The organism is Sphingobium sp. 15-1, assembly GCF_013375535.1.
Classification (GTDB): domain Bacteria; phylum Pseudomonadota; class Alphaproteobacteria; order Sphingomonadales; family Sphingomonadaceae; genus Sphingobium; species Sphingobium aromaticivastans.
In genome coordinates this window covers 1,453,659-1,466,121 of sequence record NZ_JABXJG010000001.1, presented here as the reverse complement: position 1 = coordinate 1,466,121, position 12,463 = coordinate 1,453,659, and the positions used below count along the sequence as shown (strand labels likewise).

The window sequence follows — 12,463 nt, the reverse complement described above, 5'->3', positions numbered from 1 at the left end:
GTTGGCGCTGATGCCGGAGGCGGAACGGGAGCGGGTGTTGGCGGGGCTGAGCGGGGCGGCGGCGGATGCGCTGGCGCATGACTGGCGATGGCTGGCGCGGCCCGAGCAACTGGCGCCGGAGGGGGACTGGCGCATCTGGCTGATGATGGCGGGGCGCGGTTTCGGCAAGACGCGGGCCGGGGCGGAATGGGTGCGGTCGGTCGCGGAGAGCGATCCGGCGGCGCGGATCGCGCTGGTCGGGGCGACGCTGGGCGAGGCGCGGGCGGTGATGGTGGAGGGCGCTTCGGGCGTTCTGGCCGTCGCGCCCTGGTGGAACCGGCCTGCCTTCCTGCCCGCCTTGCGCAAGCTGGTGTGGCGCAACGGCGCGGTGGCGACCCTGTTCGGGGCGGCGGAGGCGGAGAGCCTGCGCGGGCCGCAGTTCAGCCATGGCTGGGCCGATGAGATCGCCAAATGGGCGGGCGGGCAGGCGGCCTGGGACAATCTGATGATGGGGATGCGGTTGGGCGCGGCGCCGCGCGTGCTGGCGACGACGACGCCGCGGCCTGTGGCTTTGGTGCGCGGGTTGGTGGAGCGGGCCGGTGGCGACGTGGTGGTGACGCGGGGGCGGACGGCGGACAATGTCGTGCATCTGGCCGACGGGTTCCTGGCGGCGATGGAGCGGAATTATGGCGGCACGCGGCTGGGGCGGCAGGAGCTGGACGGCGAGCTGATCGAGGAGGTTGAGGGCGCGCTGTGGAGCCGGGATTTGCTGGAGCGGTGCCGGGTGGCGCATGTGCATGGCGCGCTGGCGCGGGTGGTGGTGGCGGTCGATCCGCCTGCCTCCGCGCATGGGGATGCCTGCGGGATCGTTGTGGTTGGATTGGGGAACGATGGGCGGGCTTATGTGATTGCCGATGCGACCGTGGAGGGCGCGACGCCGGAAGGCTGGGCGCGGGCGGCAAGCGGCGCGGCGCTGGTGCATGGCGCGGACCGGGTGGTGGCGGAGGCCAATAATGGCGGGGCCATGGTCGAGAGCGTGCTGCGCGCGGCGGAGGCCGGGCTGCCGGTGCGGCTGGTGCATGCGAGCCGGGGCAAGGTGGCGCGGGCGGAGCCGGTGGCGGCCTTGTACGAGGCTGGGCGGGTGGCGCATCGGGGCGGCTTTGCGGAGCTGGAGGACCAGTTGTGCGGGATGATGCTGGGGGGCGGCTATGCCGGGCCGGGGCGGTCGCCGGATCGGGCCGACGCGCTGGTCTGGGGGTTGACGGAGTTGATGCTTGGGCGGCGGGGGGATGCCCGGGTGCGAGGGATTTAGGGGAGTTTGGTTTTGCCGGGGCTGAGGCGGAACTGGGTTCCTGCCTTCGCAGGAACACGGTGTGTTTTTATCCACGGACATTACGGATTCGTAATGGGGGAACAATGGCGCGGGGTTCTGCGTAATCCTTCGGTCTGATTTGCAAGGAGAATGGGTCATGAAATGGGCGGGATGGATGATGGCCGCGGCGGGGCTGGCTGTGGTGAGCGGGCCGGTGATGGCGGCTTCGCTCAGCAGCAAGGAGCGGGCGCGGGTGGCGCGGGCGGCGCCGCGGGATCGGGACGATGTGCGCTATTGTCTGCTCCAGGCGAAGAAGGGCCGCGACCGGGGCACGGTGATCGGCGCGGCCGGTGGCGCGGGCGTCGGGGCGCTGGCTGGGGGGAATTTGGGCGAGTCCCTGCTGGCGGGCGCGGCGGGGGCCGTGGCCGGGCGCGTGATCGGGAAGAGTGAGGGGACGAACTCGGCTTGCGATCGGGTTTTGGCTCGGAATCCCTGAGGGGACAGCCCCCCTCCAAGTTTCGGTAGGCGGCTGAGCGCCGCCAAGCTTCACTATCCTCCCCCCGTTCCGGAGGGAGGATTTTTGCAGGTGAGGGGGGTCCCCCTCTCCAGCTTTCGCTAGGCAGCGAGCTGCCAAGCTTCACCATCCTCCCCCTTGGGGGAGGATTTTTTGTTTGGGGTGGGGTTCATGAAATTTTTTGGGGTGAAGGCGGCGCGGGCAGGCACGCGGCCGGTGCTGGCGCGTGCCTGGGGTTCGGGCGGCGTGGCGCTGGGAGAATGGCCGGCAAGCTATGAGGCGCAATTGCGCGCCGGGGTCGTCGGCAATCCGGTGGCGCAGCGCGCGATGCGGCTGATCGCGGAAGGGGCGGGCGGGACCGCCCTGACCGTCGAAGGCGTGACGGCGGAGGCGCAGAAGTGGGTGCTGGCCCTGGTGACGCGCTGTTCGGCGGGGCAGTCGCTGGTGGAGACGCTGGCGAGCCATGTGCTGCTGCACGGCAATGCCTATGTCCAAGTGATCGCGGGGGCGGACGGGGCGCCGGCGGAGCTGTATGCGCTGCGGCCGGAGCGGGTCAGCGTCGAGGCGGATGCGCGGGGATGGCCGGCGGCCTATCTCTATCGCGTGGGGGAAAGCGTGACGCGGCTGGCGCCGGAAGACGGAGCCGGGCGGACCGGCATCGTGCATCTGAAGGCGCTGCATCCGCTGGACGACCATTATGGGCTGGGCTGCGTCGGGGCGGCGGCTGGAGCGGTGGCGATCCATAATGCGGCGACGGTGTGGAACAAGGCGTTACTGGACAATGCGGCGCGGCCGTCGGGCGCGATGGTCTATGATCCGGGGGACGGGTCGGTCATGAGCCCCGAGCAGTTCGAGCGGGTGAAGCGGGAGATGGAGGTCGCCTTTTCCGGCGCCGCCAATGCCGGGCGGCCGATGCTGCTGGAGGGCGGGTTGGACTGGAAGGCGATGAGCCTGACCCCCGCCGAGATGGATTTTGTCGGGCTGAAGGCGGCGGCGGCGCGGGAGATCGCGCTCGCCTTTGGGGTGCCGCCGATGCTGATGGGGCTGCCGGGGGATAATAGCTACGCCAATTACCGGGAGGCGAACCGGGCGCTGTGGCGGCAGACGATCCTGCCCCTGGTGACGAAGATTTGCAGCGGGTTGAGCCAGGGACTGCAAGGCTGGTGGCCGGAGCTGTGCCTGCGGGCGAATCTGGATGCGGTGCCCGCGCTGTCGGAGGAGCGGAGCGCGCTTTGGGAGCGGGTGGCGGCGGCGGACTTCCTGTCGGCGGAGGAGAAGAGGGCGATGTTGGGGATCGGTTGAGAGGGCGGATTGCCCCCTCTCCCGCTGCGACTAGGCGGCTTCGCCGCCAAGTCTCGCTGCCCTCTCCCCCTGAAGGGAGAGGGGAAGGAGGATGTGATGAAATATGATGGGGAGATGCTGGCGCGGCTGGTGGCGCAGGCCGAGGCGCAGCCGGTGGGGACGGACATGCTGATGATCCGGGCGCTGATCGAGGAGGCGAGCGAGCTGGGCGTCGGCCGGGCGCTGGAACGGCTGGGGCTGGCGGATGGCGGCGCTGAGGATGATGTGCGGGAATTGCGCGAGCTGCTGGGCGCCTGGCGCGATGCGAAGAAGGCGGCGCGGGGGGCTGTGGTCGCCTGGGTCGTTCGGATCGTGATGGCTTTGGTGCTGCTGGGGATGGCGGTGAAGCTGGGCTTGCTGGGGCTGGCGCATGAGTGACGTGCGGTTCGCGGGCTATGCGGCGGTGTTCGACCGGGTGGACCGGGGCGGGGACGTGGTGCGGGCAGGGGCCTTCGCCGGGGTGGCGGCGGGGGTGCCGCTGCTGTGGCAGCATCGGCCGGGGGAGGTGATCGGGACCGTCGAGAAGGTCGAGGAGGATGCGCGGGGGCTGCGCGTGATCGGGCGGATTTCCGGGCGGACGGCGGCCGGGCGGGATGCCGGGCGGGCCTTGCGCGAGAAGGCGGTGGATGGGCTTTCCTTTGGCTATCGGGTGCGGGAGGCCCGGGGGGCTGCGCCGCGTGAGTTGTTGGAGTTGGAGGTCGTGGAGGTGAGCGTCGTGACGCATCCGATGCAGGATCTGGCGCGGGTGATTGCGGTGGAGGGGGTGGAGCAATCCCCCTCTTCCAACTTCGCCTAGAGCAGAATCCGACCCGATTGCATCGGATCGGCTGCTCTAGACCTTTGTTTTGCCGCGTTTTCCGAGTCAGCAGATGATTCTATCTGCTTGGAAAACGCTCTAGCCAGCAGAGCTGGCAAGGCTTCGTATCCTTCTCCCCCGAGGGGGGAAGGTTTTGCAGGGGTGCTCCTTTGGGCGCCCCTTTTTCGTGGGAGTGGTGGATGACGGATCAGTTGGAAGCGAGCTTTGATGCGGTGGTGCAGGGTGAGCGTATCGCCGGGCTGGAAAATGAGATCGCGGCGCTGAAGGGGGCGTTGCTTGTCCAACAGCGGCCGGCTTTGGATGGCGTGAAGGGCGGGGCGATCGATCCGCGTCGGGCGGCCTTTGTCGAGCGTTATGTGCGGCAGGGGCTGGAGGCCGGGGTCGAGTTGAAGAGCTTTTCCGGCGCTTCGGGCGCGGCGGGCGGCTATGCGGTGCCGCGGGAGATCGATCAGATCATCGGGGCGACGCTGAAGGGCATTTCGCCTATTCGATCCATCGCCAATGTCGTGCGGACGGGGACGGCGGGTTATCGCAAGCTGGTGACTTCGGGCGGTATCGTGTCCGGGTGGGCGAGCGAGACGGGGGCCCGGACGGAGACGGCTACGCCCAGTTTCAACGAGATCGTGCCGCCTTCGGGCGAGCTTTACGCCAATCCGGCGGCGTCTCAGGCGATGCTGGATGATGCGCAGTTCGATGTCGAGGGCTGGCTGGCGGGCGAGATCGCCAGGGAGTTCGCGGCGGCGGAGGGCGCGGCCTTCGTCAATGGCAATGGGACGAACAAGCCCAAGGGGTTCCTGACCTATACCGCCACCAATGAGGCGGATAGCGCGCGTGCCTTCGGATCGCTGCAATATGTGGCGTCGGGGGCTTCGGGCGCTTTTGCGGCGTCGGGGCAGGACAAGCTGATCGATCTGGTGCAGAGCCTGCGCGCACCCTATCGTCAGGGGGCCTGCTTCGTGATGAATTCGGCTACGCTGGCGGTCATCCGCAAGATGAAGACCAGCGATGGGGCGTTCATCTGGCAGCCTTCCCTGGCGGCGGGGCAGCCGGCGACCTTGCTGGGCTATCCGGTGGTCGAGGCGGAGGATATGCCGGATATTGCCGCCGGATCGCTGTCGATCGCCTTTGGCAATTTCCAGGCCGGCTATGTGATTTCGGAGCGGAGCGAGACGAGCATCCTGCGCGATCCGTTCAGCAACAAGCCGTTCGTGCATTTCTATGCCGTAAAGCGGATCGGCGGGGCCGTGGCGAATTCGGAGGCGATCAAGCTGATGAAGTTCGCGGCGTCCTAAACCCCTCATCCAACTTCGCCTAGGCGGCTTTGCCGCCAAGGCTGCGTATCCTTCTCCCACAAGGGGAGAAGGAATGACGGGGGGCGTCCTGCCGGGCGTCCCCTTTTTCTTGGGGAGGGGCCATGTTGGCGGATCTCAAGGCCTGGTTGCGGATCGGGTCGGATGATGAGGATGGCGTGCTGGAGCGGCTGTTGGGGAGCGCTTCGGGGCTTTGCGAGCAGTTTATCGGGCAGTGGCTGGTGGTGCGGGAGGCTTCCGAAACCGTGCTGGCGGACGGGAGCTGGCAGCGGCTGATGGCGCGGCCGGTGGTGGCGATCCTGGGGGTGGAGGTGGAGGGCGTTGCTTTGGCGCCGGAGGCCTATGCGGTCGACATCGATGCTTCGGGGGATGGCTGGGTGCGGGCGCGGCTGGCGGATGGACCGGGGCGCGTCACGGTGCGGTACCAGGCGGGACTGGCGGCGGATGTCGAGGCATTGCCCGAGGCGATCCGGCAGGGGATCGTGCGGCTGGCGGCGGAGCATTTCGTGGCGCGGGACGGCGAGGTGGCGACGCCGCCCGCCGTGGTGAGCGCGCTGTGGCGGCCTTGGCGGCGGATGCGGCTGGCATGATGGCGCGGCTGCTGGCGCTGGTGGAGGAGCGGCTTGAGGCGCGGCGGCGGGGGATCGTCGCGGCGGCTCTGGCGGGCGGGGTCGGGGAGGCCGGGGTCGAGGGCGAGATTGTGCGCTTGTCCGGGGCCGGGCTCAGGCGGCGGTGGATGGGCGATTTGGCGCTGCGGGAAGTGAGCCGAAATTCAGGAAGGGGGCGGCGATGAGCGCGGAAGTGGCGGTGCGTGGGGCGATCGTTGCGGCCCTGCGCGGCGATGCGGAATTGATGGCGGGGTTGAACGGGCTGTTCGACGGCGCGCCGGGGCGGGCCAGTGCGCCTTATGGCGTGGTGGGGGATTGTCTCGCGCTCGATTGGGGCGCGAAGGATGTGGAAGGGCGCGAGCTGGTGGTGACCGTCAGCCTGTTCGATGTGGGGGAGGCGCCTGCGCGGTTGGCCGGGTTGTTGGCGCGGGTCGATGCTGTCTTGCGGGCGGTTGGGCTTGTTGGGGGCTGGCGGGTCATTGGAGCCCGGCTGGTGCGATCGCGGGTGGCGCGGACGGGCGCGCGGGACGGGTGGCAGGCGTTGGCGGATTATCGGTTGCGGGTGGTGAGGGTTTAGGGTGCGTCTTGGTTAAGGCGTGTGAGGGTTTTGGTTGGGGGTGTAGTTTGGTTGGTTTCTGGTCCTTACTATACTCGTCATGCTGAACTTGTTTCAGCATCCATTTCTCCCCATCAGCTAAGAGCGTGTTTGAGAATGCGCCTATTGGCGCATTGCGGCACCAGCCCTCTCCCCCACCCGGCCACCCATAAAATACTGCCGTTGGGTGGCCGGGTGGGGGAGAGGGCTGGTGCCGCCTCGGAAATCGCTCTTCCGCGATTTCTCAAACGGACTCTAAGGCTCAATCCGGAGAAATGGACCCTGAAACGAGTTCAGGGTGACGAATAAGGAAACGTCCGGAATTAGCCATTTTTGGGCAAATCTACCGGCCGTCCAGGTTGAAGCGCGCCCTGCTTATGCGTGGGGCGGAGCGCTGTTTCGACGGCTGGACTGGTTCCCGGCTGTGCAGGGACATGGTTTGACCTGGACGGGAGAGCCCTCAGGAAGATGGCCCGACCTGCGGCGCCCTGCGGGCGTTCCCCTCCACCACGCTTTGCGTGGTCCCCCTCCCCATCGTTGATGGGGAGGATTTGGCGTGTGGATCAGGACTTCGAATAGTCTTCGAATTCTCCGACGATCTTGTCCCTATATTCGCTGATCTGGTCGTCGGCGTCGGATTGGGCATCCTTTTCCGACATGCCGCTGGACTTGTCGTCCGCGACGACGGCGGCGCGGAAGGCGGCTTCCTTGTCGCCGCACTGGGCCTTTAGCGAGGCCTGGAAATCGCCAAGCGTCAGCTTCTTGTCGATGGCGGGCTGGATCTGTTTCGACAGGCATTCCGAATAGGCCTTGCGGCCGTTGCCGACAGCGTCGGCGCTCTGCGGAGCGGCGGCCAGCAAAAGCATCAGGGGGGCGGTCACGAACATTTTGGGCCTCTCTCCAAATCCCGAATCTTGCACGGTTTATCTTAGAGGAGAATGCTCCATGGGTGTGGAAAAAGGAAGCGCGTTTCTATTGAAAATAGGGGATGGCGGGGCGCCGGTCGCCTACGCCACGGTCGCGGGCATGCGGACCACGCAACTGTCCGTCAACGGCGAGGCGGTGAACGTCACCAGCAAGGATAGCGGGGGTTGGCGCGAGCTGCTGTCGGGCGCGGGGGTGCGGTCGGTCAGCGTGTCGGCGGCGGGCATCTTCACAGGATCGACGGCGGAGGTGCGGCTGCGCAACCATGCGTTGGCCGGGACCATCGAGGATTATGAGCTGAGCTTCGAAAGCGGCGAGAAGATGCGCGGGCGCTTTCTGGTGACGCGGCTGGACTATGCCGGGGATTATAATGGCGAGCGCAACTATGCGCTGAGCCTGGAAAGCTCCGGGCCGGTGGTGTCGCTGTGAGCGGGGCGAATGGCGCCCGGGGCGAGGCTGCGCTGGAATTGGGCGGGGAGCGCTTTGTGCTGCGGCCCAGTTTTGCGGCTTTGGTGGCGGCTGAGGAGGAGTTGGGGCCGTTGTTCGCGCTGGTGGAGCGGGCGGCGGACGGGAAGCTGTCGCTGGGCGAGATGGCGGGGCTGTTCTGGCATTGTTTGGCGGAGCCGCCGGCCGGGTTGACGCGGGAGGCTTTGGGCGAGGCGATCGTGGCGGCGGGGCTGGCGAAGCTGACGCCGGTTTTGCGCGGGATACTCGGGCAGATTTTGGGGGGACGATGAGCTTTTTCAAAGCGGCGGCGCGGCTGGCAGGGGTCGCGGGGTGGTTGCTGGGGTGGCGGCCGGAGGAGTTCTGGCGGTCGACGCCGGTAGAGCTGGAGGGCGTTTTGCGGGCGGCCCGGGGGGAAGAGGCGCCGGAGGTCGGGATGGATCTCGGGGAGTTGGAGAGGTTGAAGGCGGTGATGCCGGATTGAGGTTGGAATGTGGGGCTTTCCCCTCCCCAAACCCCTCCCTGAAGGGAGGGGCTTTTTCTTTTCGGTTGCGAGGTGAGAGGGATGGACGAGGAGATCGACAATCTGGTCGTGCGGGTGCGGGCGGATACGCAGGGTTTTGCGCGGGATGTCGAGGCCATGCGGGGGGAGCTGGAAGGGCCTCTTGCGACGGGTGCGGAGCGGGCCGGGCGGCGGATCGAGCAGGGGTTGTTGCGGGCGGTGCGGACCGGGCAGTTCGGCTTTGAGGAGCTCAAGGCCATTGCGTTGCGGGTGCTGGACGACATCGCGGCCAGCGCCTTGCGGGCCGGGATGAACAGCATCGGGGGCGATGGCGGGCTGATCGGGCTGGCGGCGTCTGCGCTGGGCTTGCCGGGGCGGGCTACCGGCGGGCCAGTGGCGCCGGGGCGGGCCTATGTCGTGGGGGAGCGGGGGCCGGAGGTCTTTGTGCCCACCGCGAGCGGGCAGGTCGTTCCGAACGGCGGCGGCGGCGCGCGGGATGTGCGGGTGAGCATCGCGGTGCAGGGGCAGGGGGCGGATAGCGCTCGATTGCTGGCGCGCAGTGCGCGGCAGGTGGCTCGGGCGGTCAGGGGGGCGATAAGCGGATGAGTAGACTGGCTTACTGGCTGGCCGATGCGCGGCGGGGGCAGGAGGCGCGGTTCATGAAGCGGTTCGCGCCGACGCATTGGACCGTCAATTTTCCTCGGCCGATGATGGCGAGTGTCGTCACCACCGCGCCGGACGCGCTTCGGGTGGATGCCGTCTTTTACGGGTCGGGGGATCTGGCGGGGCTGATCTGGGAGGCGGAGGACAAGTGGAGCCATGCTCTGCTGGCCTATGAGACGGATCGGGATTTTCGCGATTGCGTGCTGCGCTTTCGCTGGCGGAGCGGGGGGCTGCGGCGGTTGGATGAGACGCATGGGCCGACGCTGACCATTGAGGGGCGGGATGCGGAGGGTGAGCCGCGCTCCTGGTATGTGCGCTTGTGGAATTATGCGAGCGGTGGGCCGGAAGATGCTGTCGTCACGCTCGATTTTTCCGATCTGGCTGGCGGCTTTCTGTTGCCGGGCGAAGCCGATCCGGTGTGGGCGGGGGATGTGGACCGGATGTTCATCTCGCTCGCCGCGCCGGGTTATGATGCTGGCGGCACGCCCTTTTCCGGCGGAGTGGAGGGATGGTGTGAATTGTCCGATCTGCGGTGCGATGGGGCGGGTTCGGTGCTGGCCGTCGGTGATGTGGTGTTGCCCGAGCATGGGCTGTCGATGGCGACGGGCTATGACGATTGCTTCAACCAGACGCCGGAGCGGATTGTCGGGGCGATCCATGCGCTCGGCTATCGCGGGGACATCAACCATTATGTGGGGATGAGCCATTATTTCCGGCTCGAACCGCTGGGGGGCGGTTTTTACATCAGTCTGGCGGGCGGGGTGCTGAACGCGCCCTGCGCGGCCTGGCACGCGGATTTCGCGCAGAGGGCGAAGGCGCTGGGGCTGGGGGTGATCTGGTCGCTTTCCTATGAACTGTTCGATGCGCATTGCTGGAACGACTGGAAGCAGCGGGCGGAGGATGGCGCGCCGGCGCTGACGGGGTGGTCGCCGCCTTCGACCTTGCTCTCCCCCGCGCATGACGGGGCGATGAGCTATTTGCGGCTGGTGGCGGGGGCCTTTGTCGCCATTGGGTTGGCGGCTGGGATTCCCATCAAGTTTCAGGTGGGGGAGCCGTGGTGGTGGGTGATGCCGGGAGACGGGCGCATCTGCCTGTATGACGATGCGGCGCGGGCGGCCTTTGGCGGATTGCTGGTTTCCATTCCGGATGTGCGGGGGAGTTTGAGTGCGCCTCAGAAGGCCTTGCTGGATCGGGCGGGGGAGGTGCTGGCGGCTTCGACGGCTTCATTATGTGGGTGGGTGAAGGGGGTGGCGCCGGGGGCGGTGACGCATTTGCTGGCCTATCTGCCGACCGTGCTCGATCCGCTGGCGCCCGAAGCGAAGCGGGCGAATATGCCGATTGGCTGGGCTTCGCCGGCCTTCGACGTGTTGCAGTTGGAGGATTATGACTGGGTGACGGAGGGGCGGGAGCGGCTGACGGCGCGCGGGGTCGCGCTGGCGGTCGAGCGGCTGGGTTATCCGGTGCATGAGCAGCATTATTTTTCGGGTTTCGTGCTGCGCGGCGAGGATGCCGGGCAGTGGCGGGAGATTGCGGCGGCCGCGGATGCGGCGGTGCGGCGGGGAACGGCGGCGACCTTTGTGTGGGCGCTGCCGCAGGTGGCGCGGGATGGCTTTACCTGCTTCAGACTGGATGGGGAGGATGCGGTGCAGGCCTTTGATGATGTGGCTTTTCCGCTGGCGATCGGGCGGGAGGCGAGTGTGGCGCCTGCTTTCTCGACGCAGATTGTCGAGAGCGTTTCCGGGCATGAGCGGCGGAGCAGCGATTGGGCGGATGCGCGGCTGTCCTTCGATGCTGGGCCGGGGGTGCGGTCGGAGGCGGACATGGCGGCGCTGATCGCTTTCTTTCGGGCGCGGCGCGGGGCGGCGCGGGGGTTTCGGTTCGCGGACCCTTATGATGACCGGAGTTGCGGCGTGGGCGGGGGGCCGGGGCCTTTGGACCAGCGTCTGGGGCTGGGTGACGGGGTGCGGGCTGAGTTTCCGTTGCAGCGCTTTTATGGGCTGGGCGAGGATGCGCAGGCGCGGCGGATTACGCGGCCGGTGGCGGGGACCATCCGCGTGGCCGTGGATGGGGTCGAGATGGTTGGCGGCTGGAGTCATGCGGGGTTGGGGGTGATCGCCTTCGATGTCGCGCCTGCCGAGGGGGCGGTGTTGACGGCTGGCTATCGGTTCGATGTGCCGGTGCGTTTTGCAGAGGATCGGCTGGACATCAACCGGGCGACCTTTGCGGCGGGGGAAGCGCCTTCGGTGCCTTTGGTGGAGATCAGGGAATGAGTGGGCTGGAGGCTTTGGATCGGCCGTTGGCGACTTTGGCCTTTTGTTGGCGGATCGAGCGGCGGGATGGGGTGACGATTGGGCTGACCAGTCATGATCGGGACTTGGCTGTCGGGCATGTGCTGTATCGGGCGGCGCCGGGGATGACGCCCTCCGCCGTGCGGAGCGGGATCGGGGTCGAGGGGAGCGATGCCGATGTGGAGGGCGCTCTGGTGTCCGATGCGATCAGCGAGGCCGATCTGGCGGCGGGGCGCTGGGATGGGGCTGCGCTGGAATTGCGGCTGACGGAGTGGGAGGCTCCTGGCGATTTGTGGTTGTTGCTGGCTCGCGGGGAGATCGGGGCGGTGGCGCGCAGGGCGGGGGCTTTCACGGCGGAGCTGGTGGGGGCGATGGCGGCCTTGAAAGCGCCGGTCGCGCCTTCGACTTCGCCGGATTGCCGGGCGGCGCTGGGGGATCGGCAGTGCCGGGTCGATTTGGCCGGGCGGCGGCGGGTGGTGGCTGTCGGGGCTGTGGAGGATGCCGTCGTGGTTGTGTCGGGGCTGGCGGCGGGGGCCTATGCCTTTGGGACTTTGCGGTGGTTGACCGGGGCCAATGGCGGGGTCCTGCAGGGGGTGGTGGATAATGATGGCGGGGCGCTGACCCTGGCCGATCCGCCGCCTTTTGCGGTGGAGGCTGGGGCTTTGGCCTTGCTGACCGAGGGGTGTGATCGGCAGTTGGCGACCTGTGCCGGGCGGTTCGGGAATGTCGTGAACTTTCGCGGGGAGCCTTATCTGCCGGGGACGGATTTGCTGACGCGCTATCCGGGGGCGGCTTGAGCGCGGTCGTGGCGGCGGCGCGGGCGTTGGTGGGCGTGCGCTTTCGGCTGCATGGGCGCGTGTCGGAGCGGGGGCTGGATTGCGTGGGACTGGCGGCGCTGGTGCTGGGGCGGGCGGCGCCGGAGGGTTATGGGCTGCGGTCGGGGGATGAGCGGCTGGCTGCGGACTGGTTGCGGGCGGCGGGGTTGCGGCGGGTCGAGGCGGGGCGGGCTGGCGATCTGGTGTTGGTGCGGCCGGGGCCTTTGCAACTGCATTTGATGATCGTCGTGCCGGGTGGGCATGTCCATGCCCATGCGGGTGTGGGGCGCGTGGTGGAGATGCCGGGGGAGTCGCCCTGGCCGGTGTTGGGCTACTGGCGAGCCTGATAGG

Annotated in this window: 17 protein-coding genes; 16 read left to right on the top strand and 1 reads right to left on the bottom strand. The window is 68.0% G+C overall.

Translation table 11 applies throughout. From position 1 onward, the window contains the following. Window positions 1-10: 10 nt before the first annotated feature. The 9 genes from HUK72_RS06865 to HUK72_RS06825 all read left to right on the top strand — a co-directional run bounded on the left by HUK72_RS06865 (window position 11) and on the right by HUK72_RS06825 (window position 6,458). Complete coding sequence (locus tag HUK72_RS06865; protein ID WP_255325777.1) at window positions 11-1,291, top strand: DNA-packaging protein; 1,281 nt, start codon at window positions 11-13, stop codon at window positions 1,289-1,291. Between the two features lie 157 nt (window positions 1,292-1,448). Next, window positions 1,449-1,787: a hypothetical protein gene (locus HUK72_RS06860; RefSeq protein ID WP_176596116.1), complete on the top strand. Its 339-nt coding sequence runs from the start codon at window positions 1,449-1,451 to the stop codon at window positions 1,785-1,787. Window positions 1,788-1,976: 189 nt separating this feature from the next. After that, the gene (locus HUK72_RS06855; protein WP_176596115.1) at window positions 1,977-3,107 is read left to right on the top strand and encodes a phage portal protein; all 1,131 of its coding nucleotides are present in this window, start codon (window positions 1,977-1,979) and stop codon (window positions 3,105-3,107) included. 96 nt (window positions 3,108-3,203) lie between these two features. Continuing rightward, a complete protein-coding gene (locus HUK72_RS06850; protein WP_176596114.1) occupies window positions 3,204-3,524 on the top strand; it encodes a DUF6127 family protein in 321 nt (106 codons plus the stop codon). Beyond that, entirely contained in the window at window positions 3,517-3,942 is a 426-nt protein-coding gene (locus tag HUK72_RS06845; protein ID WP_176596113.1) for an HK97 family phage prohead protease, read from the top strand. The genes HUK72_RS06850 and HUK72_RS06845 overlap by 8 nt, the downstream gene beginning before the upstream one ends. A gap of 200 nt (window positions 3,943-4,142) precedes the next feature. Next, the gene (locus tag HUK72_RS06840) at window positions 4,143-5,255 is read left to right on the top strand and encodes a phage major capsid protein (protein WP_176596112.1); all 1,113 of its coding nucleotides are present in this window, start codon (window positions 4,143-4,145) and stop codon (window positions 5,253-5,255) included. A gap of 122 nt (window positions 5,256-5,377) precedes the next feature. Then, window positions 5,378-5,863, top strand: coding sequence for a phage head-tail connector protein (locus HUK72_RS06835; protein WP_176596111.1), 486 nt, complete (start codon window positions 5,378-5,380; stop codon window positions 5,861-5,863). Next, window positions 5,860-6,066: a hypothetical protein gene (locus HUK72_RS06830; protein WP_218035920.1), complete on the top strand. Its 207-nt coding sequence runs from the start codon at window positions 5,860-5,862 to the stop codon at window positions 6,064-6,066. The genes HUK72_RS06835 and HUK72_RS06830 overlap by 4 nt, the downstream gene beginning before the upstream one ends. Further along, the gene (locus HUK72_RS06825) at window positions 6,063-6,458 is read left to right on the top strand and encodes a DUF3168 domain-containing protein (RefSeq protein WP_176596109.1); all 396 of its coding nucleotides are present in this window, start codon (window positions 6,063-6,065) and stop codon (window positions 6,456-6,458) included. The genes HUK72_RS06830 and HUK72_RS06825 overlap by 4 nt, the downstream gene beginning before the upstream one ends. Window positions 6,459-7,039: 581 nt before the next feature. On the opposite strand, the gene HUK72_RS06820 is transcribed toward HUK72_RS06825, so the two are convergent. Then, on the bottom strand, window positions 7,040-7,363 hold the full coding sequence (locus tag HUK72_RS06820) for a hypothetical protein (protein ID WP_176596108.1): 324 nt from the start codon (window positions 7,361-7,363) through the stop codon (window positions 7,040-7,042). 58 nt (window positions 7,364-7,421) lie between these two features. Between HUK72_RS06820 and HUK72_RS06815 the strand changes: the two genes are divergently transcribed. From HUK72_RS06815 to HUK72_RS06785, 7 genes are all read left to right on the top strand, one after another. Beyond that, window positions 7,422-7,829: a phage tail tube protein gene (locus tag HUK72_RS06815; RefSeq protein ID WP_176596107.1), complete on the top strand. Its 408-nt coding sequence runs from the start codon at window positions 7,422-7,424 to the stop codon at window positions 7,827-7,829. Next, complete coding sequence (locus HUK72_RS06810) at window positions 7,826-8,137, top strand: gene transfer agent family protein (protein WP_176596106.1); 312 nt, start codon at window positions 7,826-7,828, stop codon at window positions 8,135-8,137. The genes HUK72_RS06815 and HUK72_RS06810 overlap by 4 nt, the downstream gene beginning before the upstream one ends. After that, window positions 8,134-8,328, top strand: a complete 195-nt coding sequence (locus HUK72_RS06805; RefSeq protein WP_176596105.1) for a phage tail assembly chaperone — start codon at window positions 8,134-8,136, stop codon at window positions 8,326-8,328. The genes HUK72_RS06810 and HUK72_RS06805 overlap by 4 nt, the downstream gene beginning before the upstream one ends. Window positions 8,329-8,409: 81 nt before the next feature. Next, window positions 8,410-8,952, top strand: a complete 543-nt coding sequence (locus HUK72_RS06800; RefSeq protein ID WP_176596104.1) for a tail tape measure protein — start codon at window positions 8,410-8,412, stop codon at window positions 8,950-8,952. Continuing rightward, the gene (locus HUK72_RS06795; protein WP_176596103.1) at window positions 8,949-11,279 is read left to right on the top strand and encodes a DUF2460 domain-containing protein; all 2,331 of its coding nucleotides are present in this window, start codon (window positions 8,949-8,951) and stop codon (window positions 11,277-11,279) included. Before HUK72_RS06800 ends, HUK72_RS06795 begins: the two co-directional genes overlap by 4 nt. Further along, entirely contained in the window at window positions 11,276-12,094 is an 819-nt protein-coding gene (locus tag HUK72_RS06790) for a DUF2163 domain-containing protein (RefSeq protein ID WP_176596102.1), read from the top strand. The genes HUK72_RS06795 and HUK72_RS06790 overlap by 4 nt, the downstream gene beginning before the upstream one ends. Window positions 12,095-12,102: 8 nt before the next feature. After that, a complete protein-coding gene (locus HUK72_RS06785) occupies window positions 12,103-12,459 on the top strand; it encodes a peptidoglycan endopeptidase (protein WP_176597771.1) in 357 nt (118 codons plus the stop codon). The last annotated feature ends 4 nt before the right edge of the window (window positions 12,460-12,463 follow it).

Excerpts from the sequence above, each read along its gene's own strand:
- HUK72_RS06860 (WP_176596116.1), top strand. The coding sequence starts at position 1,449 with ATGAAATGGGCGGGATGGATGATGGCCGCGGCGGGGCTGGCTGTGGTG.
- HUK72_RS06820 (WP_176596108.1), bottom strand. The coding sequence starts at position 7,363 with ATGTTCGTGACCGCCCCCCTGATGCTTTTGCTGGCCGCCGCTCCGCAG.
- HUK72_RS06855 (WP_176596115.1), top strand. The coding sequence starts at position 1,977 with ATGAAATTTTTTGGGGTGAAGGCGGCGCGGGCAGGCACGCGGCCGGTG.
- HUK72_RS06835 (WP_176596111.1), top strand. The coding sequence starts at position 5,378 with ATGTTGGCGGATCTCAAGGCCTGGTTGCGGATCGGGTCGGATGATGAG.
- HUK72_RS06830 (WP_218035920.1), top strand. The coding sequence starts at position 5,860 with ATGATGGCGCGGCTGCTGGCGCTGGTGGAGGAGCGGCTTGAGGCGCGG.
- HUK72_RS06850 (WP_176596114.1), top strand. The coding sequence starts at position 3,204 with ATGAAATATGATGGGGAGATGCTGGCGCGGCTGGTGGCGCAGGCCGAG.
- HUK72_RS06815 (WP_176596107.1), top strand. The coding sequence starts at position 7,422 with ATGGGTGTGGAAAAAGGAAGCGCGTTTCTATTGAAAATAGGGGATGGC.
- HUK72_RS06795 (WP_176596103.1), top strand. The coding sequence starts at position 8,949 with ATGAGTAGACTGGCTTACTGGCTGGCCGATGCGCGGCGGGGGCAGGAG.
- HUK72_RS06840 (WP_176596112.1), top strand. The coding sequence starts at position 4,143 with ATGACGGATCAGTTGGAAGCGAGCTTTGATGCGGTGGTGCAGGGTGAG.
- HUK72_RS06865 (WP_255325777.1), top strand. The coding sequence starts at position 11 with ATGCCGGAGGCGGAACGGGAGCGGGTGTTGGCGGGGCTGAGCGGGGCG.
- HUK72_RS06790 (WP_176596102.1), top strand. The coding sequence starts at position 11,276 with ATGAGTGGGCTGGAGGCTTTGGATCGGCCGTTGGCGACTTTGGCCTTT.
- HUK72_RS06825 (WP_176596109.1), top strand. The coding sequence starts at position 6,063 with ATGAGCGCGGAAGTGGCGGTGCGTGGGGCGATCGTTGCGGCCCTGCGC.
- HUK72_RS06845 (WP_176596113.1), top strand. The coding sequence starts at position 3,517 with ATGAGTGACGTGCGGTTCGCGGGCTATGCGGCGGTGTTCGACCGGGTG.
- HUK72_RS06805 (WP_176596105.1), top strand. The coding sequence starts at position 8,134 with ATGAGCTTTTTCAAAGCGGCGGCGCGGCTGGCAGGGGTCGCGGGGTGG.
- HUK72_RS06800 (WP_176596104.1), top strand. The coding sequence starts at position 8,410 with ATGGACGAGGAGATCGACAATCTGGTCGTGCGGGTGCGGGCGGATACG.